Source organism: Streptomyces sp. NBC_00523, from assembly GCF_036346615.1.
Lineage (GTDB): Bacteria > Actinomycetota > Actinomycetes > Streptomycetales > Streptomycetaceae > Streptomyces.
The window spans coordinates 4,712,935-4,739,150 of sequence record NZ_CP107836.1; the positions used below are offsets into that span (position 1 = coordinate 4,712,935).

The window sequence follows — 26,216 nt, forward strand, 5'->3', positions numbered from 1 at the left end:
CATGACCTCCGCGAGACGTACAGCCGCCCTGCTCCTGACCGCCGCCGCCCTCACGGGCTGCGGCCAGGTCCATGCCACCCCCGGTGACGCAGCGCCGCCTCCGGCCTCCGCCGTCTCCGTCCCGGAGAGCCCGGGCGACGGGCGGAGCGCAGAGCCGTCCGCCGAGCCGACCGCTGACCCGGCCGCCAGTCAGCACGTCGAGCAGGGCGGCGACGCCAACCCGCACTACGCCGAGAACCACGCCTTCCAGTCCACCCTCGACCTGTCCGACGCGGACCGCGTCCGGGGCGAGGCGGAGGTGAAGCGGGTGAAGCAGGGGCTCGCCGCGCTGGCGGAAGGGGGCAGGTCCACCGAGGAGACGGTCTTCCAGGCACTCCACGGCCTCGGATACCCGGACGGATCGGTCACCACGAGCAGCTTCGGAACGCATCGCACGTCCTTCACCGTGACCCTCGGGACCCTCTGCCTGGACGGCTCGCTGGACGGCATGGTCAACGGTCTCGTCAACGCCGAGGCGCACGGTCGCTACATGGAGGGAACGGGCTGCGTGAAGCCCCGGGGCGGCCACTGACGAGCGGAATGTGGACATCCTGTGGACGTCTCGGGCGTGTTTCCGGGGCCTGTCCCGGGGTGGGTGGTGTCCTCGCAGGTCAGAGACGTACGGCGAGGGCCGACCGGTGACCGGAGCGATGCCTTTCACTCTCGGAGAGTAATTATTTCGCGCCGCGGCACCCAGCATCACTTACGAAGGGTTATGGTGGAAACCCCCCCTCGGGCCGGTCCGTAACCCCCCCCACGGACCGGCCCGTTTTTTGTGCCCGGCGCCGGGCCGGACGCGCGCTCAGCCCCGCGCGGCCCAGATGTTGGTGCCCTCGGTGTCGACGGCGAAGACGTCGATCTCCTTCAGCTCCTCGGCCGACAGCTCCGGGCCCGCCAGCGCCGCGACGTTCTCCTCCAGCTGCCCCACGCTCGACGCGCCGATCAGCGCGGACGTCATCCGGCTGTCGCGCAGCACCCACGTCAGGGCCAGCTGGGCGAGCGACTGGCCCCGGCGGCGCGCGATGTCGTTCAGCCCGTTCAGCCGCCGCACCACCTCCTGCGACAGCAGGTCCGGGTCGAGCGACTTGCCCTGCGTGGCCCGCGAGCCCTCCGGGATGCCGTTCAGGTACTTCCCGGTCAGCAGCCCCTGGGCCAGCGGCACGAAGGAGATGCAGCCCATCCCGGCCGCCTCCAGCGTGTCCAGGAGCCCGTCGTCCTCGGTCCAGCGGTTGATCATCGAGTAGGACGGCTGGTGGATCAGGGCCGGGACGCCCATCTCCCGCAGCAGCCGCGCCGCCTCGGCGGTCTGCGCCGCGTTGTACGAGGACACCCCCACGTACAGCGCCTTGCCCTGCTGGACGGCGGAGGCCAGCGCCCCCATCGTCTCCTCCAGCGGGGTCTCCGGGTCGAAGCGGTGCGAGTAGAAGATGTCGACGTAGTCCAGGCCCATCCGCTTCAGCGAGGCGTCCAGCGACGACAGCAGGTACTTGCGCGAGCCCCACTCCCCGTAAGGCCCGGGGTGCATCTCGTACCCCGCCTTGGTCGAGACCAGCAGCTCGTCCCGGTACGGGGCGAAGTCCTGGCGGAAGAGCTTGCCGAAGTTCAGCTCGGCCGAGCCGGCCGGCGGGCCGTAGTTGTTGGCCAGGTCGAAATGGGTCACACCGAGATCGAAGGCGCGGCGCAGGATGGCCCGCTGGGAGCCGAGCGCCCGGTCGTCGCCGAAGTTGTGCCAGAGGCCGAGCGAGACGGCCGGCAGCTTGAGACCGCTGCGTCCGCTGCGGCGGTACTCCATGGAGTCGTAGCGGGATGCGGCGGCCTGATAGGGGGAAGAGGAATCAGTCACGATTATCTCTTTATCACGGACTTGTGACAGGCCGAGTTGGGTGGGTGCGGCGCCCGCGCAGTAATGTGGCCTGACGGGACTGCCATGACACGGCGGGGCGATCCGCCCCCTTCCAGTGCGGCGATCCGATCCCCAGGGGACGACCCCGGACCCCTGAGCTGGGGCCGGCGGGCCCGCACGGAACCGAGAGGTGGACTCAGTGAACTTGCGCGACCTGGTGTACGGGCTCTACGCGCGCCGGGTGGAGGCCCGCCTCGACCATTCCCAGGTGCCCAAGCACATCGGCGTCATCCTCGACGGCAACCGGCGCTGGGCCAAGGCGTCCGGCGGCACGGCGGCCGAGGGCCACCAGGCCGGTGCCGACAAGATCAAGGAACTCCTCGGCTGGTGCAGTGAGACCGACGTCGAGGTCGTCACGCTCTGGCTGCTCTCCACCGACAACTTCGACCGGCCCGAGTCGGAGCTGACCCCGCTGCTCGGCATCATCGAGAACACGGTGCGCGGCCTGGCCGCGGACGGCCGCTGGCGGGTCCACCACGTCGGCACGCTCGACCTGCTGCCCGCCCACACCCAGACGGTCCTCAAGGAGGCCGAGCAGGCCACCGTCGGCGTCGACGGGATACTCGTCAACGTCGCCGTGGGCTACGGAGGCCGCCAGGAGATCGCGGACGCCGTGCGCTCCCTGCTCCTGGACCACTCCGCCAAGGGCACCTCCTTCGAGGACCTGGCCGAGATCGTCTCCACCGACCTGATCTCCGAGCACCTCTACACGCGCGGCCAGCCCGACCCCGACCTCGTCATCCGGACCAGCGGCGAGCAGCGCCTCTCCGGCTTCATGCTCTGGCAGAGCGCGCACTCGGAGTACTACTTCTGCGAGGTCTTCTGGCCGGCCTTCCGCCGGGTCGACTTCCTGCGGGCCCTGCGCGACTACGCCGCCCGCCACCGGCGCTACGGAGGCTAGGGCCGCCCCGCCGTCCCCCGGAAGAGATCCCGTCGGCATGGCCGGCCGGGTAAGAGGGCATATCCCTGACAGGCCGGCGCCCGGTCACCAGCCAGGTGGGCGCCGATGACAAGCGGGATGCTCCGCGACGGCCCGCCGTCGCACGCCAGCCTCTTCCGAGGGGGTACGTCCTTCCGTGGTGACCAGCACAAAGCGCCGCCTGCCCGACAGGCGCACCTACGTTCTCGACACCAGCGTCCTGCTGGCCGATCCGAACGCCATGGCCCGCTTCGACGAGCACGAGGTCGTGCTCCCCGTTGTCGTGGTCACGGAACTGGAGGCCAAACGGCACCATCCGGAGCTCGGCTACTTCGCCCGCCAGGCCCTGCGCCTGCTGGACGACTTCCGGGTCCGCTACGGCCGGCTGGACGCGCCGATCCCCCTCGGGGATCTCGGCGGGACGCTCCGCGTCGAGCTCAACCACTCCGATCCCGGCGTCCTTCCCGCCGGCTACCGGTTGGGGGACAACGACTCACGGATCCTGGCGGTCGCGCGCAACCTCCAGGCCGAGGGGTACGACGTCACGGTCGTCTCCAAGGACCTCCCGCTGCGCATCAAGGCGTCATCGGTCGGCCTCCTCGCCGAGGAGTACCGCGCGGAGCTGGCGATCACCGACTCCGGCTGGACGGGGATGGCCGAACTGTCCCTCGCCGCCGACCAGGTGGACCTGCTCTTCACCGAGGAGACGCTGTACGTCCCCGAGGCCGCCGAGCTGCCCGTGCACACCGGCCTGGTCCTCCAGTCCGAACGCGGCAAGGCCCTCGGCCGGGTCACGCCCGAGGGCAATGTGCGGCTCGTCCGCGGCGACCGGGAGGCGTTCGGCATCCACGGCCGCAGCGCCGAACAGCGGATCGCCCTGGACCTGCTGCTCGACCAGGAGGTCGGCATCGTCTCGCTGGGCGGCCGGGCCGGCACCGGCAAGTCGGCGCTGGCGCTCTGCGCGGGGCTCGAAGCGGTGCTGGAGCGCGGGCAGCACAAGAAGGTGATGGTCTTCCGCCCGCTGTACGCGGTGGGCGGGCAGGAGCTCGGCTATCTCCCCGGCAGCGAGGCCGAGAAGATGAGCCCCTGGGCGCAGGCCGTCTTCGACACCCTCTCGGCCGTCTCCGGGCGCGAGGTCATCGAGGAGGTGCTGGGGCGCGGGATGCTGGAGATCCTGCCGCTCACCCACATCCGGGGCCGTTCCCTGCACGACGCCTTCGTGATCGTGGACGAGGCCCAGTCGCTCGAACGGAACGTCCTGCTGACCGTGTTGTCCAGGATCGGCACGAATTCCCGGGTCGTCCTCACGCATGACGTGGCCCAGCGGGACAACCTCAGGGTCGGCCGGTACGACGGAGTGGTCGCCGTGGTCGAGAAGCTGAAGGGGCATCCGCTCTTCGCCCATGTGACGCTCACGCGTTCGGAGCGTTCCCGCATCGCCGCACTGGTGACCGAAATGCTGGAGGAAGGTCAGATCTGATACGGGTTGGGACGTTGACGCCGCCCGGCGGGCCAAGCAGCCTAGCCGGGCGGCGGCGTGTTCCGGCGCCTTTTCCGTAATTCAGGTCCGCCAAACGGGGTGTGACCTTTCACACGCAACGGAGAATTGCTTCGCGCGGTCCCGTTCCGGCAGAGTCTTGCTTCCGTCAGGCCCCGCATACGGCACACCGGCACCTCCAGAGGCGCCACGCACCACACAACTCAACAACCGCCGTCCGTATGCCGCCCGCGAGCACCACGCGGCGCTTCCCCCGGGAAGTCGCCCACCGGGCCCGTGCCTTCCCGTGACCCAAGCAGTAGGGAGGCCAGTGCCAGGGGCACGATTGCGCCCGCGAGGTCACCTAAGCGGGCGATGCTGGAAGGACACCGTGTGAGCCGGATTTCGGTCCGGGGGTTCGCCGTGGCATCTGCCACCGCGGTCACCACCGTAGGCGCCGTCGTAGGCGTTGCATCGGGCAGCACTCCTGCTGCCGACGACAACAACTTCGAGGCGACCGCAGCCGACACCACGCTGCTCGCAGACATTCCCGCGGGCCAGCAGGCCCAGGTGCAGACCGCTTCGCTGACGCAGCAGGCCGACGCCCAGGCGTCCGCGGCCGACGCCGCGGCGAAGAAGTCCGCGGAGGAGACCGCCCGCGTCCAGGCCGCCAAGGACGCGAAGTCCAAGAAGCAGGCCGCCGAGGACAAGCTGGAGCGCGAGCGCCAGGCGAAGAAGGACAAGGAAGCCCAGGAGCGCGCAAGCCGCTCCGAGGTCCGTTCCACGTCGTTCGCCGTGCAGGGCTCCTACACCGTGGCCGAGGTCCAGGCCATCGCGCGGCAGATCGTGCCGGCCGACCAGTTCCAGTGCTTCAGCAACATCGTGAACCACGAGTCGAGCTGGAACTACCGGGCGAGCAACCCGTCTTCCGGTGCCTACGGTCTCGTACAGGCCCTCCCCGGCTCCAAGATGGCTTCGGCCGGCGCCGACTGGATGACCAACCCGGCCACCCAGATCAAGTGGGGCCTCAGCTACATGAGCAGCCCGCGCTACAAGAGCCCGTGCGGCGCCTGGGCCTTCTGGCAGGCCAACCACTGGTACTAGAACCAGGGTTCACCAGCTCAACCTCGTGAAGCCCCCCGCCGTCCTTCGGTGGGGGGCTTCACGCGTGTACGGTCGTGCGGAACGCTCCCGGGGGAGCGGTGGGGAGAGCGGACGGGGGTAGAGGAAGCGTTATGTCGAAACTGCCGGGGTGGCTCGGACAAGTGGGTGCTGAGCTGAGCAGGCTGAGCGAGCGCCTTGATGAACGACGGGCCGAGACGGAGGCCGACGACCCCCTGCTCGGGGGCACGGACCCGGTGGACTCCGGGAAGGACGAGGCGGCCCACGTCGACCAGGTGCCCGCCCCGCCCACCTACGCGCCCACCGTGGCCGCGCGGCCCGATCCGGTCGCGGCGATCCCGTGGGGGATGCGGGTCGCGGCCGAGGCGGGCTGGCGGCTGCTGGTGCTGGCGGGGACCCTGTGGGTGCTGATGCGGGTCATCAGCGCGGTGCAGCTGGTCGTGCTGGCCTTCGTCGCCGCGCTGCTCGTCACCGCGCTGCTCCAGCCGACCGTGGCCCGGCTGCGGCGCCATGGGCTGCCGAGGGGGCTGGCGACGGCCGTCACCGCGATCTCCGGCTTCGTCATCATGGGCCTGGTCGGCTGGTTCGTGGTGTGGCAGGTCATGGACAACATCGACACCCTGTCCGACAAGGTGACGAAGGGGATCGACGACCTCAAGAACTGGCTGCTGGACAGCCCGTTCCATGTGACCGACAAACAGATCAACGACATCGCCAAGAACCTCAGCGACACCGTCGGCACCAACACCGAGGCGATCACCACCGCGGGACTCCAGGGCGTCACCGTGGTCGTGGAGTTCATGACCGGCGCGCTGCTCGCGATGTTCTCGACGCTCTTCCTGCTCTACGACGGCGCGCGCATCTGGCAGTGGGTGCTCAAGCTGGTGCCCGCGCAGGCGAGGCCCGGGGTCGCCGGGGCCGGTCCGCGCGCCTGGCGGACGCTGACCGCCTATGTGCGCGGCACGGTCATCGTGGCCCTGATCGACGCGATCTTCATCGGGCTCGGGATCTACTTCCTCAACGTGCCGATGGCGGTGCCGCTGGCCGTCTTCATCTTCCTGTTCGCCTTCATCCCGCTCGTCGGCGCGGTGGTGTCCGGGGCGCTGGCGGTGGTCGTCGCACTGGTCACGGAGGGCGTGTTCACCGCGCTGATGGTGCTGGCCGTGGTCCTCGCGGTGCAGCAGATCGAGGGCCATGTCCTCCAGCCGTTCATCCTGGGCCGCGCGGTGCGGGTGCACCCGCTGGCCGTGGTGCTCTCGGTCGCGGCGGGCGGCATGATCGCCGGGATCGGCGGTGCGGTGGTGGCGGTGCCGCTGGTCGCGGTGACCAATACGGTGGTGGGCTATCTGCGCAGTTACGGGCAGGAGGAGTCGCGCCGCCACTCGCCGCCCCCGCACGGGTCGACCGCGCTGGACGCGGCGCCCAGCCCGGCGGCCGCCTCCGCGCCCCCGCCGGACGAGGGCGGGGACGAGCCGTCACCGGACGCCCCGTAGCGCGCACGCGCGTACGCACAGGAAGAAGGGCCCCTCGGACGGTCGGTCGTCCTCGGGGCCCTTCTCGTGTTCCAGGGTACGGTGCCTACTCGGCGAGCACGGCCTCGGCGTCGAGGGTCACACCCACCGCCTGGATCACCGAGGCGATCTTGACGGCTTCCTGGATGGTCTCGCGGTCCACGCCGGCCTTGCGGAGCACCTGCTCGTGCGAGTCGAGGCACTGGCCGCAGCCGTTGATCGCGGAGACGGCGAGCGACCACAGCTCGAAGTCGACCTTCTCCACGCCCGGCTTGCCGATGACGTTCATCCGCAGACCCGCGCGCAGGTTCCCGTACTCGGGGTCCGAGAGCAGGTGACGCGTGCGGTAGAAGACGTTGTTCATCGCCATGATGGCGGCGGCCGACTTCGCGGCGGTGTACGCCTCCGCGGAGAGGTTGGCCTTCGCCTCCGGCTCCAGCTCGCGCAGCACCTTCGGCGAGCGCGAGGCGATCGCGCAGGCCAGGACGGTGCCCCAGAGCTGCTGCTGCGGGAGCTCGCTGTTGCCGATGACCGAACCGAGGTTCAGCTTCAGGTCCTTGGCGAAGTCCGGTATGGCGGACTTCAGTTCGTCGAGAGCCATGTCGGTATCAGCTCACTCGCCCGAGAGGAGCGCGACCGGGTCCAGGGTGTTCTCGCCCTTGGTCCAGTTGCACGGGCACAGCTCGTCGGTCTGCAGGGCGTCGAGGACCCGCAGGACCTCCTTGGGGTTACGGCCCACGGAACCGGCGGTCACCATCGTGAACTGGATCTCGTTGTTCTGGTCCACGATGAAGACGGCGCGCTGCGCGAAGCCGTCCTCGCCCTCGATGCCGAGGTCACGCATGAGCTCGTGCTTCGAGTCGGCCAGCATCGGGAAGGGCAGGTCGGTGAGGTCCGGGTGGTCCTTGCGCCAGGCGTGGTGCACGAACTCGGAGTCGCCGGAGAAGCCGAGGATCTGGGCGTCACGGTCGGCGAACTCGTCGTTCAGCTTCCCGAAGGCGGCGATCTCGGTGGGGCACACGAAGGTGAAGTCCTTCGGCCACGCGAAGACGATCTTCCACTGACCCTCGTAGGTCTTGTGGTTGATCTGCTCGAACTCCTTGCCGCTCTCCAGCGACACGCAGGCGGTCAGGTCGAACTCGGGGAACTTGTCACCGACAGTGAGCACGCGCTCTCCTTGCAGCGTAGGTTCTCCCCTTTTGAGGGAGTTCCTGGGGGTTGGACGATCTCCACCTTGGCACAGAGTGCATTGATCGCGGAAATAGCTACACTCGGTCGTGATGATCGGAGGTGCCTATCAGTGGCGCAGAGTAATCCGGGCAACCGGCTCAAACAGCCCAGCCTCTCGCAGCTGCGCGCCTTCGCGGCCGTCGCCGAACATCTGCACTTCCGGGACGCGGCGGCCGCAATCGGGATGAGTCAGCCCGCGCTCTCCGGGGCCGTGTCCGCGCTGGAGGAGGCACTGGGTGCCCAGCTCATCGAGCGTACGACGCGCAAGGTGCTGCTCTCGCCCGCCGGGGAACGGCTCGCGGTGCGGGCGCGCGTCGTGCTCGAAGCCGTCGGCGAGCTCATGGAGGAGGCCGAGGCGGTCCGCGCCCCGTTCACCGGAGTGCTCAGGCTCGGCGTGATCCCGACCGTCGCCCCGTATCTGCTGCCGGCCGTGCTGCGGCTGGTCCACGAGCGCTACCCGGCCCTCGACCTCCAGGTGCACGAGGAGCAGACCTCCTCGCTGATCGAGGGGCTGGGCGCCGGACGGCTCGACCTGCTGCTGCTCGCCGTGCCGCTCGGGGTCCCCGGAGTCAGCGAGCTCCCGCTCTTCGACGAGGACTTCGTGCTCGTCATGGACCGCGGCCACCCGCTCGGCGGGCGCGCCGACATCCCCCGCGACGCGCTCCGGAAGCTCCCTCTGCTGCTGCTGGACGAGGGGCACTGCCTGCGCGACCAGGCCCTCGACATCTGCCGCGAGGCCGGCCGGACCGAGGGCGCCCCGGTCACCACGACCGCGGCCGGGCTCTCCACCCTGGTGCAGCTGGTGGCCGGGGGCCTCGGGGTGACGCTGCTGCCGCGCACCGCGGTCACCGTCGAGACCGCCCGCAACGAGGCGCTGACCACGGGGTACTTCGCGGACCCGGCGCCGACGCGGCGGGTGGCGCTGGCGATGCGGACCGGGGCGGCGCGGCAGGAGGAGTTCGAGGAGCTGGCGGCGGCGCTGCGCGGGACGATGCGGGCGCTGCCGGTACGCGTGGCGGAGGGCGGCCGGACCTGAAGTCCGGCCGCCCTCCGCGGTGTCACTCGCTGCGCAGCCCGTCCGGGCGCATCATGCGCCACAGCGGCGGCAGGGACAGCAGCGTGACCAGCAGGATGAGTGCCCCGCCCGCTCCCGCCAGGGGCAGGAACACCAGCCAGTCGTCGACCGACTTGCCGACCATCCAGCACAGCGCCGCGCCCAGCGAGAGGCCGCCGGCCACCGCCACCGCGAGCCCGATGACCACCGGGAGCGCGGTCTGCCAGAGCACCGACCAGGCGAGGGTGGCCCGCCGGGTGCCGAAGGCGACCAGGACCGACAGCAGCCGCTTGCGCTCGCGCAGCTGCTCCAGCTGGGAGACCAGCATGGAGGCCGCGATCAGCAGCAGCGTGATCGTGGCGCCGACCTGGAGGCCGGTCTGGACGCTGGCGTACTGGCGGTCGCGTGCGACGGACGTCAGGGTGACCAGGCGCATGCCGGGGTCGATGCGGGCCGCCGTGTTGCGCACGTACTCGGCGGCGTCCGGGACGCTCTCGTCGATGCGGATCTGCGAGACGGTCGTCGCCCCCGGCAGGTTGGTCGCGTCGATCGCCCCCGGGGTGACCATGATCCCCCAGCGGTCCTCGCCGATCGGGTCCTTGCGGCTGACGACGGTCTTCGCGTCGGCGGGCAGCGTCCAGCGCAGCTTCCGGCCGCTCTCCGACTCGAACTCGACCTCCTTGCCCTTGCGGGCGGTCTTGTCCATCCAGCCGGCCATCTCCTTGTCGTTCCTGGGGTGCACGACGAAGGAGTCGCCGTCCTCGCAGGAGCCGATGCGGGCGACCTCGCGCAGGGTGGCGCAGTCACCGACGTTCAGCGACGTGGTGGGCTGTATCTCCCCGTCGCCGTACTTCCCCGGCTTGGTGACGTACGCCTCGACCATGCCGATGACCTGGGTGACGCCCTTGGTGGCGCGGAACTCGTTGATGGTCTCCACGGCTGCGTTGCCGCCGACCTTCTCGGACACCGCGTAGAACTGGGCGCGGGTGGGGTCCTGCCCGGTGGCCTTGTTGAAGTCGGCGTTCATCGAGGCGAACAGCATCTGCACGGCCACCGCGCCGGCCACTGCCACCGTGACGCCGCTGACGGCCCGGGAGGCGGTCCCGCTGCTCAGCTGGAGCCTGCGGGTGGCGAGCTGCCAGGGCACCGGGCCGCCGCGCAGCCGGTTCACGCACGCCTCGACCAGCCACGGCAGCAGCAGGGCGAGTCCGAGGAGGACCAGGACCGCGCCGGTGGCGATGGCGTACGGGTTGACGACCTCGTACTCGCCGGACTGGCCGTTGAGCGCCAGCACGCCGAGTCCGGCGAGCGGGAGCAGCAGCCGCCACCACAGACGGCGCTTGCGGGCCCGGTTGTTGCGTACGACCCCGAGCGGTTCGATGACCACGGAGCGCATCGCGGACAGCGTGACCAGCACGGCGGTCAGCGGGACGGCGACCGCGATGAGCAGGCAGAGCCGCAGGTCGGGGGCGAGGTCCGAGGGGAAGGCGCTGACGTCCCAGACCTCGATGTGGCTCACGAACTGCCGGCCCACCAGGAAGAGGACGAGGCCGATGAGCAGGCCGAGCGCGGAGCCGAACAGGGCCTCGCCCGCCGCGATCCGCCGGGTCGACCTGATGTCCGTACCGACCAGGCGCAGCGCGGCCAGCCGGCGGTCGCGGCGGTCGCCGCCGAAGCGCACGGCGGTGGCGATGAAGATGGCGACGGGCGCCAGCAGCACCACGCAGACCATGATCACCAGGACCACGAGCAGCGGGGCGAGCGGCGGGGTCGGTTCGGGCTCGCCGTATCCGGTGACGCGGTGGCCGCCCGCGCTCTGGGTCAGGGTGTCGCTGCCGGCGTAGAACCACAGTTCGTTGGGTGAGCGCAGTCCGTCGTCCGCGATGGTGCCGGTGATCTTGTACGGGTAACGCTCCTTGAGCAGGGCGTTGGCCGGGTCGTTCAGCAGGTCCTTCAGGGCGGGGGAGACGACCATCTCGCCGTCGGCGGGCATGGCGTCGAGGCCCGGCGGGAGCACCGGGTGGCTGCCCTCCGCGCGCATCAGATAGCCGGTGATGCTGCGGTCGTGGAACTCGGTGTCCGCCCCGATCCGCAGGACCGAGGTGTCGGACTTCTTGCCCTGCGCGTCCGGGTTCTCGGAGATCTTGGTCTCGCTGCGCGCCGTGTCGCGGTCGTTGCGCGCGTCGAGCGCGTGCGGCACCGAGGCGGCGAGGAACAGCAGCGTGACGCCGAGACCGACGCCGATCGCGGTGAGCATCGTGCGGGTCCACCCCTCGCGCCCGCCGGCGGCGGCGAACCGGACGCCGAGGGCGAGGTCGCGCAGCCAGGGGGCGGTGCGGGAAGGGCGGGCCGGCGGCGGAGCGGGCGCGGGGGCCGGGGTCCGCTTCTCGTCCAGGAGCGTCATACGGCGTGCTCCAGGTCGCGGGCCCGGCCGTCGCGCACGGTGACGTCGCGGTCGGAGTAGGCGGCGACGCGGGCCTCGTGGGTCACCAGGACCACCGCGACGTTGGAGGAGCGGGCGGCGTCGGTGAGCAGCTGCATGACCCGCTCGCCGTTGAGGGAGTCCAGGGCGCCGGTCGGCTCGTCCGCGAAGATCACCTTCGGGGACGCGGCGAGCGCGCGGGCCACGGCGACGCGCTGGCCCTGGCCGCCGGAGACCTCGCCGGGGCGCTGGGCGCCGATGTCCTCGACCTCCAGGCGCTCCATCCAGGAGCGGGCGGTGCGCTCGGCGTCCTTGCGGCGGGTGCCGGCCAGCCGGAGCGGCAGGGCGACGTTCTCCACGCAGGTGAGCTCGGGCACGAGCTGGCCGAACTGGAAGACGAACCCGAAGTCGGTGCGGCGCAGGGCGCTGCGCTCCGCGTCGGACATGGCGGACAGCTCGCGGCCGTCGTAGGTGATGGTGCCGGAGTCCGGGGTGATGATCCCGGCGAGGCAGTGCAGCAGCGTGGACTTGCCGGAGCCGGAGGGGCCCATCACGGCGACGACCTCGCCGGGGTGGACGGAGAACGAGGCGCCGTCCAGCGCGGGGGTCGAGCCGTAGGTCTTGTGCAGGTCGTGCGCGGAGAGCAGGGAGCCGGCGGGGGTCACGGGGCCACCACTTTCTGGAGCTGGCCGAGGCGGGCGGCGGTCAGTTCCAGCCAGCGCAGATCGGCTTCGAGATGGAACAGGGCGTGGTCGCAGATCAGCTGATCGGCGAGGTCGCCCCGTCGCTTGCGGTCGGTGAGTATGCGCATGAGGCGCAGGTGCTCGGAGCGCTGGGCGTCCAGCACGTCGGCCGCGTTGCGGCCGGTGAGCATCGCCAGGACGACCTTGGTGTACAGGGTCGACTGGAGGTACGGCTCCGGCTTCTCGGGCTGCGCGAGCCAGGTGGCGACATCGGTGATGCCGGCGTCCGTGATCGCGTAACGCTTGCGCTCGGGGCCACCCCCGCTCTCCACGCCGTCGACCTCGACGAGGCCGTTCTTCAGCAGCCGGGACATGGTCGAGTAGACCTGTCCGTAGTGCAGGGGGCGGTCGTGCCCGAACTTCTCGTCGAACGTCCGCTTGAGGTCGTAACCGTGGCGTGGGCCGGACTCCAGGAGCCCGAGCAGGGTGTGGCCGATAGACATGCGGAGCACTCTACATGGTGTGTATACCTGCCGTGTATACGCAGGGGGTACATCCGAACGGCCCAGGTGAAAGGCCCGCCCCTGGCGGGACGGGCCTCAGGTCCTACTCTTCGCCCGGCGGCTCCGGCGCCGCCTTCGGCGGGCGCCCCCGGCGGGGGATGGGTGCCGTGCCGCCCGGCAGCCGGCCCGCCTCGGCGAGCGCCCGGCGCAGCAGGAACTCGATCTGGGCGTTCGCGCTGCGCAGTTCGTCCGACGCCCAGCGGGCCAGCGCGTCGTGCACGGCGGGGTCCAGCCGCAGCAGCATCTGCTTGCGCTGCCGCGACCGGGCGCGGGGCGCTTCCCGCGCTTCCTCGGCCTCCGGGCTGTCCTCGGTCACTGGTAGAGCGTGCCCGTATTGAGGACCGGCTGGGCGGCGCGGTCACCGCACAGGACCACCATCAGATTGCTCACCATGGACGCCTTCCGCTCCGAGTCCAGCTCCACGATGTCCTGCTCGGCGATCCGGGTCAGCGCCATCTCGACCATGCCGACCGCGCCCTCCACGATCTGCTGCCGGGCCGCGACGACCGCGCCGGCCTGCTGGCGCTGGAGCATCGCGGAGGCGATCTCGGGGGCGTACGCGAGGTGGCTGAAACGCGACTCGATGATCCGCACGCCCGCCGCCTGCACCCGGGCGGTCAGCTCGACGGCCAGCTTCTCGGTGATCTCCTCGGCGTTGCCCCGCAGCGACAGGCCGCCCTCCTCGTGGGCGTCGTACGGGTACTCCAGGGCGATGTGCCGGACGGCGGACTCGGTCTGGGTGGCCACGAACTCCAGGAAGTCATCGACCTCGAAGAGTGCCTGGGCGGTGTCCTCGACCTTCCACACGACGATCGCGGCGAGCTCGATCGGGTTGCCGTAGGCGTCGTTGACCTTGAGGACGGCGGTCTCGTGGTTCCGGACCCGGGTGGAGATCTTGCGGCTGGAGGTCAGCGGGTTCACCCAGCGCAGTCCGTCGGTGCGGATGGTGCCCACGTACCGGCCGAACAGCTGGATCACCCGCGCCTCGCCCGGTGCGACCATCTTCACACCGCCCATGCAGAAGAACGAGGCGATGGCGAGCAGGACGCCCAGGATGCAGAGCGGGATGCCCACGGCGTTGTTCCCGTTCGAGCCGATGACGCCTCCGACGACGGCGAGGGCGATGCCGGCGATCACGCCGAGCACGGTCAGCAGCAGGCCGAGGCCGCCGCCGATGCTGTGCGCCTTCGTCTCCCGGACCTGCGGTTCCGGCATTTCCGGCGCGTCCGGGGCGAGCCCGGCGGACGGCTGGGCGGCGGTGGTGGGGTCGTGCGGATCGGTCATGGTGGCCCCCGTCATGGTCAGCTAGCCGGTCGCTAGCAATGTGATTACACATTAACGGTTCTCGCAACCTTGCGCACCCCTCAGGAGTCGGTTCCATCGGAGACGGGTGCTGATTCTCACGTCCGTAAAACCTCTGATCGTCGGCTTTCCGGCCTTGCCAACGGTGTTAGCTGGCAGGTCCGGGCTGATTCGGCTGAGCAGAGCAGAGAAACGGGAGCGACCAAGCGATGGGTCGAGCGGAAGCGCGACGAGCCCAGCGGCGGGCTGCGAAGAGCGGCGGCATACGCAGGCTCTTCACCTGGCGCAAACTACTGGGCACCGCCCTCGGGGTGATCCTGCTGGGCATGGGCGCTTTCGCCGTGCTCTACATGATGGTGGACGTGCCGGAGGGCAACCCCAAGATGGAGTTGCAGGCGAACGTCTACAAGTACGCCGACGGCAGCCTGCTCGCCAGGACCGGCGAGGTGAACCGCGAGATCGTGAGCCTCGCGGAGGTGCCCAAGGAGGTCCAGGACACCTTCGTCGCCGCCGAGAACAAGTCCTTCTACAAGGACCACGGCGTCGACTTCAAGGGCACCGCGCGCGGCCTGCTCAACACGCTGTCCGGCAAGGGCAAGCAGGGTGGCTCGACCATCACGCAGCAGTACGTCAAGAACTACTACCTGGACCAGCAGCAGACGGTCACCCGGAAGCTCAAAGAGCTGGTCATCTCGCTGAAGCTGGACCAGAAGAAGTCCAAGAAGGAAATCCTCGCCGGGTACATCAACACCAGCTACTACGGACGCGGCGCCTGGGGCATCCAGGCCGCCGCGCAGGCGTACTACGGCGTGGACGCCAAGGACCTGAACGTCTCGCAGGGCGCCTACCTCGCCGCGCTGCTCCAGGCGCCGAGCCAGTACGACTGGGCCGTCGCCGGTCCGAACGGCAAGCGGCTCGTCAAGGCGCGCTGGGCCTACACCCTGGACAACATGGTGGAGGAGGGCTGGCTCGACTCCGCCAAGCGCCAGAAGCAGACGTTCCCGGTGCCGCGCGAGCCCAAGCCGCTGAACGGGACGGCCGGCCAGAAGGGCTACATCGTCCAGGCGGCCCGCGAGGCCGTGATCAAGCAGGCGGGCATCACCGAGGACCAGTTCGACCGCGGCGGCTGGACGATCACCGTCAACATCGACAAGAAGAAGCAGAAGCAGCTGGAGAAGTCGGTCGAGGCCAAGCTCCTCGACAAGCTGGACACCAAGAAGCGCAAGCTCGACAAGGACATCCAGGCGGGCGCCGCCTCGGTCGACCCGAAGACCGGCGCGGTCCTCGCGCTGTACGGCGGACGCGGCCAGAGCGAGCACTGGATCTCGAACGCCGGGCGCAGGGACTACCAGCCCGCGTCCACCTTCAAGCCGGTCATCCTCGCCTCCGCCCTCGACAACGAGTCGAAGACGCAGGACGACGAGAAGATCACCGCGAACACCCGCTACGACGGCACCAGCAAGCGCCCCGTCGTCGGCGGCGACCGGTACTTCGCGCCGGAGAACGAGGACGACCACAACTACGGGCAGATCACCGTCCAGACCGCGATGAACGCGTCCGTCAACTCCGTCTTCGCGCAGATGGGCGTGGACGTCGGCATGGACAAGGTGCTGGCGACCGCGGGCAAGCTCGGCATGAACGTGAAGGACCTGGAGGCCGCGCCCGCGATGACCCTCGGCTCCATGGGGGCGAGCCCGCTGGAGATGGCCGGGGTCTACGCCACGCTCGACAACCACGGCAAGCAGGTCACCCCGCAGATCGTGAAGACGGCCGTGCACCAGGGCGACGCCCCCCTCGACCTGCCCGACGCGATCGGCGAACAGGTGATCTCCCGCCAGGCCGCGGACTCCGTGACGTCCGTCCTGACCGGTGTGGTCGACGACGGTACGGCCCGCGGGTCGGTCCGCAACGCGGAGGGGCTCTCCGACAAGGACATCGCCGGCAAGACCGGTACCTCCGACGACAACAAGTCGGCCTGGTTCACCGGCTACACCTCCAACCTGGTCACCTCGGTCGGCCTGTTCGGCGAGGCGGCCTTCGACCGCACCGGCGACGACGGCAAGAAGATCAGCAAGAACGCTCAGGTGACCCTCCAGGGCGCCGGCGGCGGCGGACGCGTCAACGGTGGCGGCTTCCCCGCCGAGATCTGGGCCGACTACATGGGCCACTCCGTCGGCAAGGCCCGCGAGTTCGACCTGGACACGGACATGGGCGCCGCGGTCAGCCCGCCGCCCGCGTCCACCTCGCCGAGCCCGAGCACCTCGCCGTCCGAGAAGCCCTCGCCCTCCGACACACCGTCCACCTCGCCGTCCTCCGAGCCCCCGCCGGCCAGCGAGTCACCGCAGAGCTCCCCGCCCGCCTCGCCCTCGGGCGGCCCGACGAGCGAACAGCCCCCCAACCCGTCGACCGACCCGGACCCGGACCCGTCGTCCACCGTGGAGCTCCCGGACCTCTCGGGGGACCGGCGACCGGACAACAGCGACGAGCGCTGACCGGCTGACCGGCGCGACAAGGCCGATGAGGCGACCGTCCCGACCGCACCGAGCATGTCGGTGACGTCACGGTCTGTCCTCATCGGCCTTGTCGTATATGCGCCATGTAACTCCGGTTCTCTGGCAGGTCCTTGTATGCGTCACCTAAGGTCGCCACGACCTGCCGTCATGGACCGGCGTCGACGCATGCCAGGGGAGCACTCTTGAAAGCCGGAAGATCCGTCGGAGCGACCTCCATACCCGCGGTGCTGGCGGTCAGCGCCGTGCTGGTCGGGGGTCTGATCCAGGCCGCGCCCGCCGTCGCGGCACCACCCGCACCGAAGGCCGCCCCGCCCCCGAGCAGTACCGCGCCCGCCCCTCCGGCACGGGTCGCCGACCCGGACCGGCAGCTCGGGAAGGGCTGGAAGAGCTCCAAGGACCGGGCCGTGGTCGCCGCTGCCGACACCGACGGCCTGCACATCCTGGTCGCCGACAGCGCGGACGCCTATACGTGGAAGACGGCGGCCAGGCTGTCCGAGCCCGGCATGCCCGCGGACTCGTGGATCGGCAACACCTGCGTCATGGACCGCTCCCACGCCGCGGTCGCCTACGCGCCCAGGGCCTTCACGAACAAGCCGGACCTGATGCAGGGCGGTGCCTTCACCGCGATCGTGGACCTGGACACCGGCCGCGTGACGAAGCTGCCGTTCACGGCGTCCCTGGCCTACTTCGACCCCACGTGCAACGCCGCGCAGGGGACGGCCGCGTTCACCGCGTACCGCGGGATGAACGACGTGCGCACCATGAAGACGCGCCTGATCACCGTGAACACGTCCGGGAAGACGCTCGATGAGGCCACGCTCGACGGGCAGTTCACCAGCGCGGTGCCGGCCGAGGGCGGCATGCTCGCCGGGCAGGGGCACGGAGTGGTCCGCGTGGACCATGCGGGCAAGGTGACCAAGCTCGCCACCGCGGACAGCGTCCCGTTCGACATCCGCCCCGCCAAGGACGGCCGGATCGCGTTCGTGGACCGCAAGGGCACCTCCGTGTCCCAGGCCAAGGTGTTCACCGGCCGGGGGAAGCCGGCCCTCCTGGCCAAGGGGAAGGTCGGTGACCTCGAACTCCTGCCGGGCGACGCCGGACGCGTGTTCCTCACCGGCCGTCCCTCCGGGGAGCCCCGTGTTGAGGGGAGCGGTGTCACCGTGCTCGACGCGCCCGCCGACACGACGGTGTCCGGCCTGGGCCGACTCGCCGTCGACCCGGTGCTCACTCCGGGGGTGCAGGCGGGTCTGGAACGGATCAAGAACACGGGCCGCGGATTCACCAAGGCCGAGCCCGAACCGCAGCCGCCGGCCGAGGAGGAGTCGGCCGAGCCGGTGACCGTCACCTCGACGGCCGTCACCACCGGGAAGAAGCTCACGCAGAGCGTCCTTCCGGCTGCTGCCGACCCCGCGTCTCCGGCCGTCCTCTCACCGGCTCTGGCCGACCGGACCAGGGCCACGGCGAAGACCGCGCCCTCCGCGCTCAGCGCGACGGCCGCGGCCGCGTCCACCACGCCGACGGACCCCGACCGCTGGTGCTCGATCTCCCGCAACGATGTGAACGCCCAGGCCCTGCAGCCGACGCCGAACCAGGTCGAGTGGGCCGTGGACATGGCCGTGCGCGGCGAGCTGCGCTCGCAGTGGCTGACCACCGGCGGCTGGCGCAACCAGTACGGTCTCGGCGTCGTGGACCCCCAGGGTCTCTTCCCCAAGCCGAAGCTCGGCGATTCCGCGACCGCCCGCATCCCCGCCAACGTGATGCTCGGCATCCTGGCCCAGGAGTCGAACCTGTGGCAGGCCGAGTCCGGCGTCGTCCCCGGCCAGATGGGCAACCCGCTCGCGGCCGTCGACGGCTACTACGGGCATGACGCGTCCGGCTCGACGAGTGACTACTGGAAGGTCCACTGGGACGAGTCCGACTGCGGCTACGGAGTCGGGCAGATCACCGATGGCATGCGCCTGGCCGGCCACGAGAAGACCGGCGAGACCAGCCTGTCGCCGGAGAAGCAGAAGGCCGTCGCCCTCGACTACGCCGTGAACATCGCCGCAGCCGTGCAGATCCTCGCCGACAAGTGGAACGAGGTCCACACGGCCGGGCAGGAGGTCACCGTCAATGACGACGACCCCTCGAAGGTGGAGAACTGGTTCACCGCCGTCTGGAACTACAACCTCGGCTTCAACCCGCCCACCCCGCATTCCAGCGGCCCCTGGGGACTCGGCTGGTACAACAACCCGGCCAACCCCATCTACAAGAAGAGCTGGGGCCATCCCTTCATGGACACCAGCCTGGACCCCGACGCGAACCATGACGCGGCACACCCGCAGGACTGGCCGTACGAGGAGAAGGTGATGGGCTGGTCCGCCTGGTCCATCGACACGGGCTACTCCTACAGCACGGACGGACGGCAGGACTGGCAGGGCGAATCCGGATTCAGCTCCGCCGGCTTCTACCCCGCCTGGTGGGTCAGCAACGCGGAGCGCAGCAAGGTCTCCCCCGACCTGACCGTTTTCTGCAACGAGTTCAACAACTGCGACTCCCTCAGCCCGCCGGACTGCGACACCGAGGCGTGCTACGCGCAGTACTGGTGGCACAAGGAGAACGCGACCTGGAAGGACGACTGCGCGACCAACTGCGGCCACGAGCACATCAAGTACGAGACGCTGCGCTCGGAACCGGGGCGCGGCTACCGCCTCAAGTACGGCACCCCCGTATGCGACGGCGCACCGGCCGGCTCCCTCGTGGTCGCCTCCGTACCGGACGGCACTCCGTCGTGGAACGACTGCGGGACGGTCTCGTCCAAGGGCAGTTTCGCGTTCGGATTCCACGCGGACTCCGACAACCATTACGAGGCGAAGGCCGACCTCCATCAGGTCGGCGGCGGCTACGACGGCCACTTCTGGTACACCCACACCCGCAACTCGGCGCACCTCGGCGACTCCGGACCCATGGCCATCACCGGTACCTGGACCCTGGGGCAGAGTGCGGGCTGGGCGCGCGTGTTCGTCCACCTGCCCGACACGGGTGCCCACACCCAGCAGGCCCATTACGTCATCAAGGGCACCGACGACGGTGACCGGGACCGCTACGTGAACACCCACTACGGCACCAACACCTGGTTCGAACTCGGTACGTACCACTTCACCGGCACACCCCAGGTGGAACTGTCGAACACCACGGCCGACGGTACGGCCGACGACGACATCGCGTTCACCTCCGTCGCCTTCCAGAAGCTCTCGGCCAAGCCGAAGCACATGGTGGTGGCGATGGGCGACTCCTACTCCTCCGGAGAGGGAGCCGGCAGCTACTCGCCCGAGTCCGACCGGGACCACGGCACCTCCCAGTGGAACGCCTGCCGTCGCAGCGCGAACTCCTGGGCCCGCAAGGTCATCCTGCCCTTCACCAGCAAGCCGATCGGCGAGCTCGCCGACGGCGGTGACGCGTCGATGGACTTCCAGAACGTCTCGTGCTCCGGTGCGAAGACGTGGCAGCTGACCTCCGGGGACCCCAACTCCTGGGGTGAGATGGGCAACTATCACGAGGTGACCCAGATCGACTCGGGTGTCCTCAGTAAGGACACGAGCCTGGTCATGCTGACCATCGGCGGCAACGACGGTGACAACTTCACCAACGCGGTCACCGACTGCTACATCATCGGCATCTGCGACGAGGACGACTTCACCGGCAAGGCGCACACCGCGGTCCAGGACACCGAGGCACTCATCAAGGAGATCAGCGGAGCGGCGTACAACGCCCGGATCGTCCTCATGGGCTACCCGCACATCGTCGCCGACGATCCCTGCATCACGGGGAACTTCGGCGTGCTGAACAACCTGGCCGACTACATGCGCGACGAGCAGAAGACGATGGTCGAGGGACTGGCCGCGAACGGCTACAAGGTCACGTTCGCCGACGCGATCCCGGCTTTCCGCGGCCATGCGGTGTGCGACGGAGACCCGTACATCCATGACATTGTGGCCGGGCCGAACGGCGACGGCGACTTCCACAGCGGGGACGACGCGACTCCGACCCCGTGCCTTCCCTGGCCCGGGGACGACATCTGCGCGAGTCTTGAGTCCTTCCACCCGAACGGCTCGGGAACGACGAAGTACGCGCAGGTCATGGATCAGGCCCTGGCCGACGCCAAGTACACGGGGAGCTGATGGCCTCGATTCCCAGCAGTCCGGTGGTGACGCGGCGGTCCGGCCGTCGCGTCACCACCGGCTGTCTGCTGCTGCTGATGGTCCCGGCCGCGTTGCTCGCGTACTTCTGGTACGCGGCCTGGCACGGGGACCGGGTGAACGAGCGGCGGGAGGAGGCGGCCGTGGCCTCCGTTCGCGCGCAGGCCCGGCGCGCCTCGGACGACACGGCCCGGGCGCTGTCGGCCACGCACTCCACCGCCCCCGACGCGCTGGTAGGCGTCATCTGGCAGCACACGCACGCCCCGGTCATCGCGTACGACCCCGAGCACGGGACCTACGCCGCCACCGCCCCCTTCTCGTCGGACCACGACGAGAAGGGGGTCGTGCTCGGCGCCGGGTCCGTCAGGACGGAACGCTGCTTCACCCTGACGTTCGCGCGGAAGGCGGCCGCCACCACGTGGACGGCGAAGCGGGCCGAGCGGGACGACAGCGCGTGCCGGAGCGGGCGGGTGGTCGGCTTCGACGTGACGCTCGCGCGGAAGCGGCTGGCGAACATGGCCGGCTGGGCGACCCTGACGGAGGCGACCCGGGTCCTCGACCCCGCGCACCGGCAGCGCCCGTACTCCGTCAGGAAGGCGGAGCGGTCCGGCGACGCGGACGTCATCACCGTGTTCGTCCGGGAGAGCGTCGACGGCACACCCGTACAGCAGTGCTATGCCTTCACCCGTGACCGCGGGGCGGCCGCCGCTCCCGTGACCGCAGTTCCGGTGGCCACCTGCTGAACCGGCGGGTCACCGCCCCCCGGTCGGCATCTCGAACCACACCACCTTGCCCGTCGACAGGCGCGTCGCGCCCCAGCGGCGGGCCAGGCGGTTGACCAGGAACAGGCCGCGGCCGTTCTCGTCCATGTCCTTGGCGCGGCGCTGCCGGGGGAGCTGGGGGGAGTCGTCGCCGACCTCGCAGCGCAGGGTCTCGGTGCGCAGCAGGCGCAGGGTGACCGGGCGCTCCGCGTACCGCACGGCGTTGGTGACCACCTCGCTGATCAGGAGCTCCACCGAGTCCGAGAGGTCGTCCAGGCCCCACCGGCCGAGCGCCCTGCGGGCCAGTCGGCGGGCCCGGCCGGGAGCGGAGTCGTCCGGGTCCAGGAACCAGTAGGCGACGTCGCTCGGCGCGATCCCGTCGAAGCGGGCGGCGAGCAGCGCGATGTCGTCGTCGCGGTCACCGGGGCCCAGCATGTCCAGCACGTCGTCGCACAGGGCCTCCAGTGGCGGCGAGTGGTCCGGGCCGGTCAGCCGGGCGGTCGCGGCGAGCCGTTCCCGCAGCAGCTCGATGCCCGTCCACACGTCCCGCAGCCGGGACTCGACCAGCCCGTCCGTGTACAGCAGCAGCGTCGCACCGGCCGGGGCGTCCAGCTCGACGGCCTCGAAGTCGACCCCGCCGACGCCGATCGGGGCGCCCGGGGGCACCCGCAGGACCTCGGCGCGGCCGCCCAGGTGGAGCAGGACGGGCGGCGGGTGGCCCGCGTTGGCGACGGTGATGCGGTGCGCGACGGGGTCGTACACCGCGTAGAGGCAGGTCGCCATGCGGTCGCTGCCGAGGCGCTGCGCCTGCTCGTCCAGGTGGTGCAGGACCTCCTGCGGGGGCAGGTCGAGCCCGGCCAGGGTCTGCGCGGTGGTCCGGAGCTGGCCCATGATCGCGGCAGAGGTCATGGAGTGGCCCATGACGTCCCCGACGACCAGGGCGACCCTGCTGCCGGGCAGCGGGATCGCGTCGTACCAGTCGCCGCCGACCCGGGCCGTCTCGGCGGCCGGGAGGTAGCGCGAGGCGAGTTTCACGCCGGTCGGCTGAGGGAGCGAGTCGGGCAGCATCGTGCGCTGGAGCTCGTCCGCGATGTACGCCTCGCGCCCGTAGAGCACGGCCTTGTCGATGCCGAGGGCGGTGTGCGTGGCCAGCTGGGCGGCGACCAGGAGGTCGTTGGCCTCGAAGGCCGGGCGCTCGGCGCCGCGCAGGAAGACCGCCGCCCCGATCACCCGGCGCCGGCCGCGCAGCGGGGCCAGGATCACCCGGTGGCCGGACGGCACCGAGCGGTCGGCTCCCAGCAGTTCGGGCAGCGCGACGCGGGCCGCCGCGGAGTCGCCGAAGACCGGCCGCACCCCGCGCAGCACCTCGGCGAGAGCGCTCCCGGGGCGGACCTCGCAGAGCTCTGCGGCGGGCATCAGGTCGGCCTGCGGGTCGACGGCGGGCAGCCGCAGCCGCTCCGTCTCGGACAGGCTCTCGGTCTCCTCGTCGGTCAGCCGCAGCCGGTCCGAGCGGCGCAGGCGCAGCACGAACGGGTTGACCGGCCGCTCGTCGCCGACGGGCAGCGGGTCGCGGAGGTAGACGAGTATGGCGTCGGAGAACGTCGGCACACTGGCCCGGCACAGTCCGAGCACGATCTCGTCCAGGTCGATGCCCCGGGCGATCCGCCGGGTCGCGGCCCCCACGAAGCGCAGCCGGTCGCCCTCGCGCCGCGTCGCCGCCTGTGGATCGGGGGTTGAGCCCGCGGGGCCCTTGGCGGGTGCCGGGATCGCCGTGGCGGCAGCGGCGGCCGCGACGGCGGCGTCCCGCTGCCGCGGCCGGGTGCGTTCCTGCGGCCGGGCGGCGAGAGGCTGCCGGCCTTCGTGGGAGGTGGGGTGCTCCGTCACGCGTGGGATTCCGTCCGTCCGGGCCGGTTGTATGAGGCAATCACCTTGTGGGGCGCTACTGTGCCCCGGCAGGAGCGGCAATAACAACGGCTGACATCGCCTTCCCCGTCGTACGGGGCCGAAACGCGATGTCCGATCAGGATGCCGGTGACAACGTTTCCATGGGAGCGGCAGCGGTCAGCGGACACGTCTCCACCCCCTCGTAGTGGCTCATGCGATGCGGGCAACTCGTGCGACTCGTGACGCCGATGCGACCCTTGAGGGCGCGGTCCGCGCGACGAGCCGATGACTTGCGGTCAGGTCCTGCACCCCGCCTGCCGGTTGGGGCCGAGCCGCGCTCCTCGGGACGATCCTACGTTTGCCCCCCTGGGGTGCATCAAGGGTCTCACGACGGCATGGCGGAAGCCGTACGGTCCGAACCGTCCGGCCGGCGGTCCCAGTCGTCCGGGAGTTCGGGCACCCGCCACGCCGGATCGGGCCGCCAGTCCTCCCAGCCGTCGCGGAACGGCGCCCCCCAGGAGCGGATCAGCCCGACCGCCTCGCGCCCCGCCTCGCGCACCCGGCACGCCGTGTCCGGCGTGATCAGGCCGACCCGCTGGGCCTGCTCGAACTCGTCCTCGTCACGCCAGAGCCAGCTGCGGTCCGGGTAGACGGAGATGTCCAGGAAGTGGTCCTCGGAGTCGGTGCCCCCGGCCCACCTGGTGCGCGGCTCCTCCAGGTTCACGTACCAGCTGCGGAACTGCCAGGCACGCTCCCAGAACAGCCAGACGGACCAGGGCTCGCCGGCTCTGGCCAGCTTCAGCACGCCGTTGCCCAGCCAGAGCGAACGGGCCGTCGTGCGCGGGGCGGTGTAGCGGGTGGCGAGCGGTTCGGCGTGCACCTCGGTGCCGTCCGCGAGGACCGGCTTGACGCACTCGGTGCCGGGCGCCACCCACACCGCGAGCAGCTCCTCGGTGTCCTGGACGACCGTGACCGGGCGGCAGATGTGGAACGCGTGAGCGGCGGAATCCGGCCGTTCGGGGCCGTTGCCGCGGTAGCGCCACAGAATCTGGTCACCCGGCGCCCAGCGCTCGGTCCCTCCGGTACCCGTCATGGAGAGATCCTACGGAGCGCGCGGCCCCGGCACCGTGGCGCCCGTCACGGGCGGGTCATGCGCAGTACGTCCAGGGCCTCGTCGAGCTGCTGTTCGGTCAGGTCTCCGCGCTCCACGTAGCCGCCTTCGAGGACGACCTCACGGATCGTCCGGCGTTCCGCGAGTGACTTCTTGGCGACCTTGGCCGCTTCCTCGTAGCCGATGTACTTGTTCAGCGGGGTGACGACGGACGGCGAGGACTCGGCGTACTCCCTGGCCCGCTCGGCGTGCGCCGTGATGCCGTCCACCGTGCGGTCCGCGAGCAGCCGGGAGGCGTTGGTGAGCAGCCGTACGGACTCCAGCAGGTTCTTCGCGATGACCGGGAGCATGACGTTCAGCTCGAAGTTCCCGGCGGCCCCCGCGGCGGCGACAGTGGCGTCGTTCCCGGTCACCTGCGCGGCGACCATCAGGACGGCCTCGGGGATGACCGGGTTGACCTTGCCCGGCATGATCGAGGAGCCGGGCTGTAGGTCGGGCAGGGAGATCTCGGCGAGGCCGGTGCGCGGCCCGGACGCCATCCAGCGCAGGTCGTTGCAGATCTTGGTGAGCGAGACACCGAGGGTGCGCAGCTGGCCCGACGTCTCCACCAGGCCGTCCCGGGCGCCCTGCGCCTCGAAGTGGTCGCGGGCCTCGGTGAGCGGCAGGCCGGTGACGCGGGCCACCTCGGCGATGACGGCGGCGGAGAAGCCGGGCGGGGTGTTGATGCCGGTGCCCACGGCCGTGCCGCCGAGGGGGAGTTCGGCGAGGCGGGGGAGCGAGGCGCGCAGCCGCTCGACGCCGTAACGGATCTGGGCGGCGTAGCCCCCGAACTCCTGGCCGAGGGTGACGGGTGTGGCGTCCATCAGGTGGGTGCGCCCGGACTTCACCACCGTCGCGAACTCCTCCGCCTTGCGCTCCAGGGCGGCGGCGAGGTGGTCCAGGGCGGGGATCAGGTCGGCGGTGACCGCGGCGGTGGCGGCGATGTGGATCGAGGAGGGGAACACGTCGTTGGAGGACTGCGAGGCGTTGACGTGGTCGTTGGGGTGGACCGCGCGGCCCAGGCGCTCGGTGGCGAGGGTGGCCAGGACCTCGTTGGTGTTCATGTTCGAGGAGGTGCCCGAGCCGGTCTGGAAGACGTCGACCGGGAACTCCGCGTCCCAGCGCCCTTCGGCGACCTCGCCGGCCGCCTCCTGGATCGCCTCGGCGATGTCCGGGTCGAGGACCTTCAGCTCGGCGTTGACCTTGGCGGCGGCGGCCTTGATGCGGGCCAGGGCCTCGATGTGGGCCCGCTCCAGGCGCTGGCCGGAGACCGGGAAGTTCTCCACGGCCCGCTGCGTCTGGGCCCGCCACTTCGCGTCGGCGGGCACCCTGACCTCGCCCATCGAGTCGTGCTCGACGCGGTAGCCCTCGGCCGTTCCCTGATCCGTCATCGTTCAACCTCCTTGAAGCCGCCCAAAAAGATGAGCACTTGTCTTGTTCGATGTATTCCCAAGCCGCCTACCGACCAGTAAATACCGGGGGTAACCACAACCCGGGGAGGCGCA

The 26,216-nt window shown here is 70.5% G+C and carries 20 protein-coding genes; 9 read left to right on the plus strand and 11 right to left on the minus strand.

What is annotated here, in order from left to right:
• Position 1 precedes the first annotated feature (1 nt).
• On the plus strand, positions 2 to 571 hold the full coding sequence (locus OHS17_RS21630) for a hypothetical protein (protein ID WP_330313509.1): 570 nt from the start codon (positions 2 to 4) through the stop codon (positions 569 to 571).
• A 270-nt stretch (positions 572 to 841) separates the two neighbouring features.
• On the opposite strand, the gene mgrA is transcribed toward OHS17_RS21630, so the two are convergent.
• A complete protein-coding gene (gene mgrA / locus OHS17_RS21635) occupies positions 842 to 1,882 on the minus strand; it encodes an L-glyceraldehyde 3-phosphate reductase (RefSeq protein ID WP_330313510.1) in 1,041 nt (346 codons plus the stop codon).
• Between the two features lie 199 nt (positions 1,883 to 2,081).
• On the opposite strand from mgrA, the gene OHS17_RS21640 reads away from it, so the two are divergent.
• The 4 genes from OHS17_RS21640 (at position 2,082) to OHS17_RS21655 (ending at position 6,953) form a co-directional block, all read left to right on the plus strand.
• A complete protein-coding gene (locus OHS17_RS21640; protein ID WP_018100938.1) occupies positions 2,082 to 2,843 on the plus strand; it encodes an isoprenyl transferase in 762 nt (253 codons plus the stop codon).
• Between the two features lie 175 nt (positions 2,844 to 3,018).
• On the plus strand, positions 3,019 to 4,341 hold the full coding sequence (locus tag OHS17_RS21645; protein WP_161212621.1) for a PhoH family protein: 1,323 nt from the start codon (positions 3,019 to 3,021) through the stop codon (positions 4,339 to 4,341).
• 390 nt (positions 4,342 to 4,731) lie between these two features.
• Positions 4,732 to 5,442, plus strand: a complete 711-nt coding sequence (locus OHS17_RS21650) for a transglycosylase SLT domain-containing protein (protein ID WP_018100936.1) — start codon at positions 4,732 to 4,734, stop codon at positions 5,440 to 5,442.
• A gap of 131 nt (positions 5,443 to 5,573) precedes the next feature.
• The gene (locus OHS17_RS21655) at positions 5,574 to 6,953 is read left to right on the plus strand and encodes an AI-2E family transporter (protein WP_330313511.1); all 1,380 of its coding nucleotides are present in this window, start codon (positions 5,574 to 5,576) and stop codon (positions 6,951 to 6,953) included.
• An 85-nt stretch (positions 6,954 to 7,038) separates the two neighbouring features.
• Here OHS17_RS21655 and OHS17_RS21660 read toward each other — a convergent pair whose 3' ends face one another.
• Both OHS17_RS21660 and OHS17_RS21665 read right to left on the minus strand, forming a co-directional pair.
• Positions 7,039 to 7,572: an alkyl hydroperoxide reductase gene (locus tag OHS17_RS21660; RefSeq protein ID WP_093706689.1), complete on the minus strand. Its 534-nt coding sequence runs from the start codon at positions 7,570 to 7,572 to the stop codon at positions 7,039 to 7,041.
• A gap of 12 nt (positions 7,573 to 7,584) precedes the next feature.
• Positions 7,585 to 8,139: a peroxiredoxin gene (locus tag OHS17_RS21665; RefSeq protein ID WP_018100933.1), complete on the minus strand. Its 555-nt coding sequence runs from the start codon at positions 8,137 to 8,139 to the stop codon at positions 7,585 to 7,587.
• Between the two features lie 132 nt (positions 8,140 to 8,271).
• Here OHS17_RS21665 and OHS17_RS21670 point away from each other — a divergent pair, with 132 nt between their 5' ends.
• Positions 8,272 to 9,237, plus strand: coding sequence for a hydrogen peroxide-inducible genes activator (locus OHS17_RS21670; RefSeq protein WP_330313512.1), 966 nt, complete (start codon positions 8,272 to 8,274; stop codon positions 9,235 to 9,237).
• A gap of 22 nt (positions 9,238 to 9,259) precedes the next feature.
• On the opposite strand, the gene OHS17_RS21675 is transcribed toward OHS17_RS21670, so the two are convergent.
• The 5 genes from OHS17_RS21675 to OHS17_RS21695 all read right to left on the minus strand — a co-directional run bounded on the left by OHS17_RS21675 (position 9,260) and on the right by OHS17_RS21695 (position 14,207).
• Entirely contained in the window at positions 9,260 to 11,659 is a 2,400-nt protein-coding gene (locus OHS17_RS21675; protein ID WP_330313513.1) for an ABC transporter permease, read from the minus strand.
• On the minus strand, positions 11,656 to 12,342 hold the full coding sequence (locus OHS17_RS21680; RefSeq protein WP_018100930.1) for an ABC transporter ATP-binding protein: 687 nt from the start codon (positions 12,340 to 12,342) through the stop codon (positions 11,656 to 11,658). Before OHS17_RS21680 ends, OHS17_RS21675 begins: the two co-directional genes overlap by 4 nt.
• The gene (locus OHS17_RS21685) at positions 12,339 to 12,863 is read right to left on the minus strand and encodes a PadR family transcriptional regulator (RefSeq protein WP_330313514.1); all 525 of its coding nucleotides are present in this window, start codon (positions 12,861 to 12,863) and stop codon (positions 12,339 to 12,341) included. Before OHS17_RS21685 ends, OHS17_RS21680 begins: the two co-directional genes overlap by 4 nt.
• 103 nt (positions 12,864 to 12,966) lie before the next feature.
• Complete coding sequence (locus OHS17_RS21690; RefSeq protein ID WP_202533684.1) at positions 12,967 to 13,167, minus strand: hypothetical protein; 201 nt, start codon at positions 13,165 to 13,167, stop codon at positions 12,967 to 12,969.
• A gap of 68 nt (positions 13,168 to 13,235) precedes the next feature.
• Positions 13,236 to 14,207 (minus strand): SPFH domain-containing protein, encoded by a 972-nt coding sequence (locus OHS17_RS21695; RefSeq protein WP_026171235.1) that lies wholly within the window; start codon positions 14,205 to 14,207, stop codon positions 13,236 to 13,238.
• A gap of 227 nt (positions 14,208 to 14,434) precedes the next feature.
• On the opposite strand from OHS17_RS21695, the gene OHS17_RS21700 reads away from it, so the two are divergent.
• The 3 genes from OHS17_RS21700 (at position 14,435) to OHS17_RS21710 (ending at position 21,659) form a co-directional block, all read left to right on the plus strand.
• Positions 14,435 to 16,717: a transglycosylase domain-containing protein gene (locus OHS17_RS21700; protein WP_330313515.1), complete on the plus strand. Its 2,283-nt coding sequence runs from the start codon at positions 14,435 to 14,437 to the stop codon at positions 16,715 to 16,717.
• 203 nt (positions 16,718 to 16,920) lie between these two features.
• Positions 16,921 to 20,898: an SGNH/GDSL hydrolase family protein gene (locus tag OHS17_RS21705; protein WP_330313516.1), complete on the plus strand. Its 3,978-nt coding sequence runs from the start codon at positions 16,921 to 16,923 to the stop codon at positions 20,896 to 20,898.
• On the plus strand, positions 20,898 to 21,659 hold the full coding sequence (locus OHS17_RS21710) for a hypothetical protein (protein ID WP_330313517.1): 762 nt from the start codon (positions 20,898 to 20,900) through the stop codon (positions 21,657 to 21,659). The genes OHS17_RS21705 and OHS17_RS21710 overlap by 1 nt, the downstream gene beginning before the upstream one ends.
• Positions 21,660 to 21,668: 9 nt before the next feature.
• On the opposite strand, the gene OHS17_RS21715 is transcribed toward OHS17_RS21710, so the two are convergent.
• The 3 genes from OHS17_RS21715 to OHS17_RS21725 all read right to left on the minus strand — a co-directional run bounded on the left by OHS17_RS21715 (position 21,669) and on the right by OHS17_RS21725 (position 26,102).
• A complete protein-coding gene (locus OHS17_RS21715; RefSeq protein ID WP_330313518.1) occupies positions 21,669 to 23,561 on the minus strand; it encodes a SpoIIE family protein phosphatase in 1,893 nt (630 codons plus the stop codon).
• 385 nt (positions 23,562 to 23,946) lie between these two features.
• Positions 23,947 to 24,654 carry a cytidylyl-2-hydroxypropylphosphonate hydrolase gene (gene fomD / locus OHS17_RS21720; protein WP_330313519.1) on the minus strand — a complete coding sequence of 236 codons (708 nt, stop codon included), beginning with the start codon at positions 24,652 to 24,654 and terminating at the stop codon, positions 23,947 to 23,949.
• Between the two features lie 44 nt (positions 24,655 to 24,698).
• Positions 24,699 to 26,102, minus strand: a complete 1,404-nt coding sequence (locus tag OHS17_RS21725) for a class II fumarate hydratase (protein ID WP_330313520.1) — start codon at positions 26,100 to 26,102, stop codon at positions 24,699 to 24,701.
• Between the last annotated feature and the right edge of the window lie 114 nt (positions 26,103 to 26,216).

Bases quoted from the DNA above. Each gene is read 5' to 3' on its own strand.
- OHS17_RS21630 (WP_330313509.1), top strand. From the start codon at position 2: ATGACCTCCGCGAGACGTACAGCCGCCCTGCTCCTGACCGCCGCCGCC.
- OHS17_RS21655 (WP_330313511.1), top strand. From the start codon at position 5,574: ATGTCGAAACTGCCGGGGTGGCTCGGACAAGTGGGTGCTGAGCTGAGC.
- OHS17_RS21660 (WP_093706689.1), bottom strand. From the start codon at position 7,572: ATGGCTCTCGACGAACTGAAGTCCGCCATACCGGACTTCGCCAAGGAC.
- OHS17_RS21675 (WP_330313513.1), bottom strand. From the start codon at position 11,659: ATGACGCTCCTGGACGAGAAGCGGACCCCGGCCCCCGCGCCCGCTCCG.
- OHS17_RS21685 (WP_330313514.1), bottom strand. From the start codon at position 12,863: ATGTCTATCGGCCACACCCTGCTCGGGCTCCTGGAGTCCGGCCCACGC.
- OHS17_RS21690 (WP_202533684.1), bottom strand. From the start codon at position 13,167: ATGCTGCTGCGGCTGGACCCCGCCGTGCACGACGCGCTGGCCCGCTGG.
- OHS17_RS21695 (WP_026171235.1), bottom strand. From the start codon at position 14,207: ATGACCGATCCGCACGACCCCACCACCGCCGCCCAGCCGTCCGCCGGG.
- OHS17_RS21700 (WP_330313515.1), top strand. From the start codon at position 14,435: ATGGGTCGAGCGGAAGCGCGACGAGCCCAGCGGCGGGCTGCGAAGAGC.
- OHS17_RS21710 (WP_330313517.1), top strand. From the start codon at position 20,898: ATGGCCTCGATTCCCAGCAGTCCGGTGGTGACGCGGCGGTCCGGCCGT.
- fomD (WP_330313519.1), bottom strand. From the start codon at position 24,654: ATGACGGGTACCGGAGGGACCGAGCGCTGGGCGCCGGGTGACCAGATT.
- OHS17_RS21725 (WP_330313520.1), bottom strand. From the start codon at position 26,102: ATGACGGATCAGGGAACGGCCGAGGGCTACCGCGTCGAGCACGACTCG.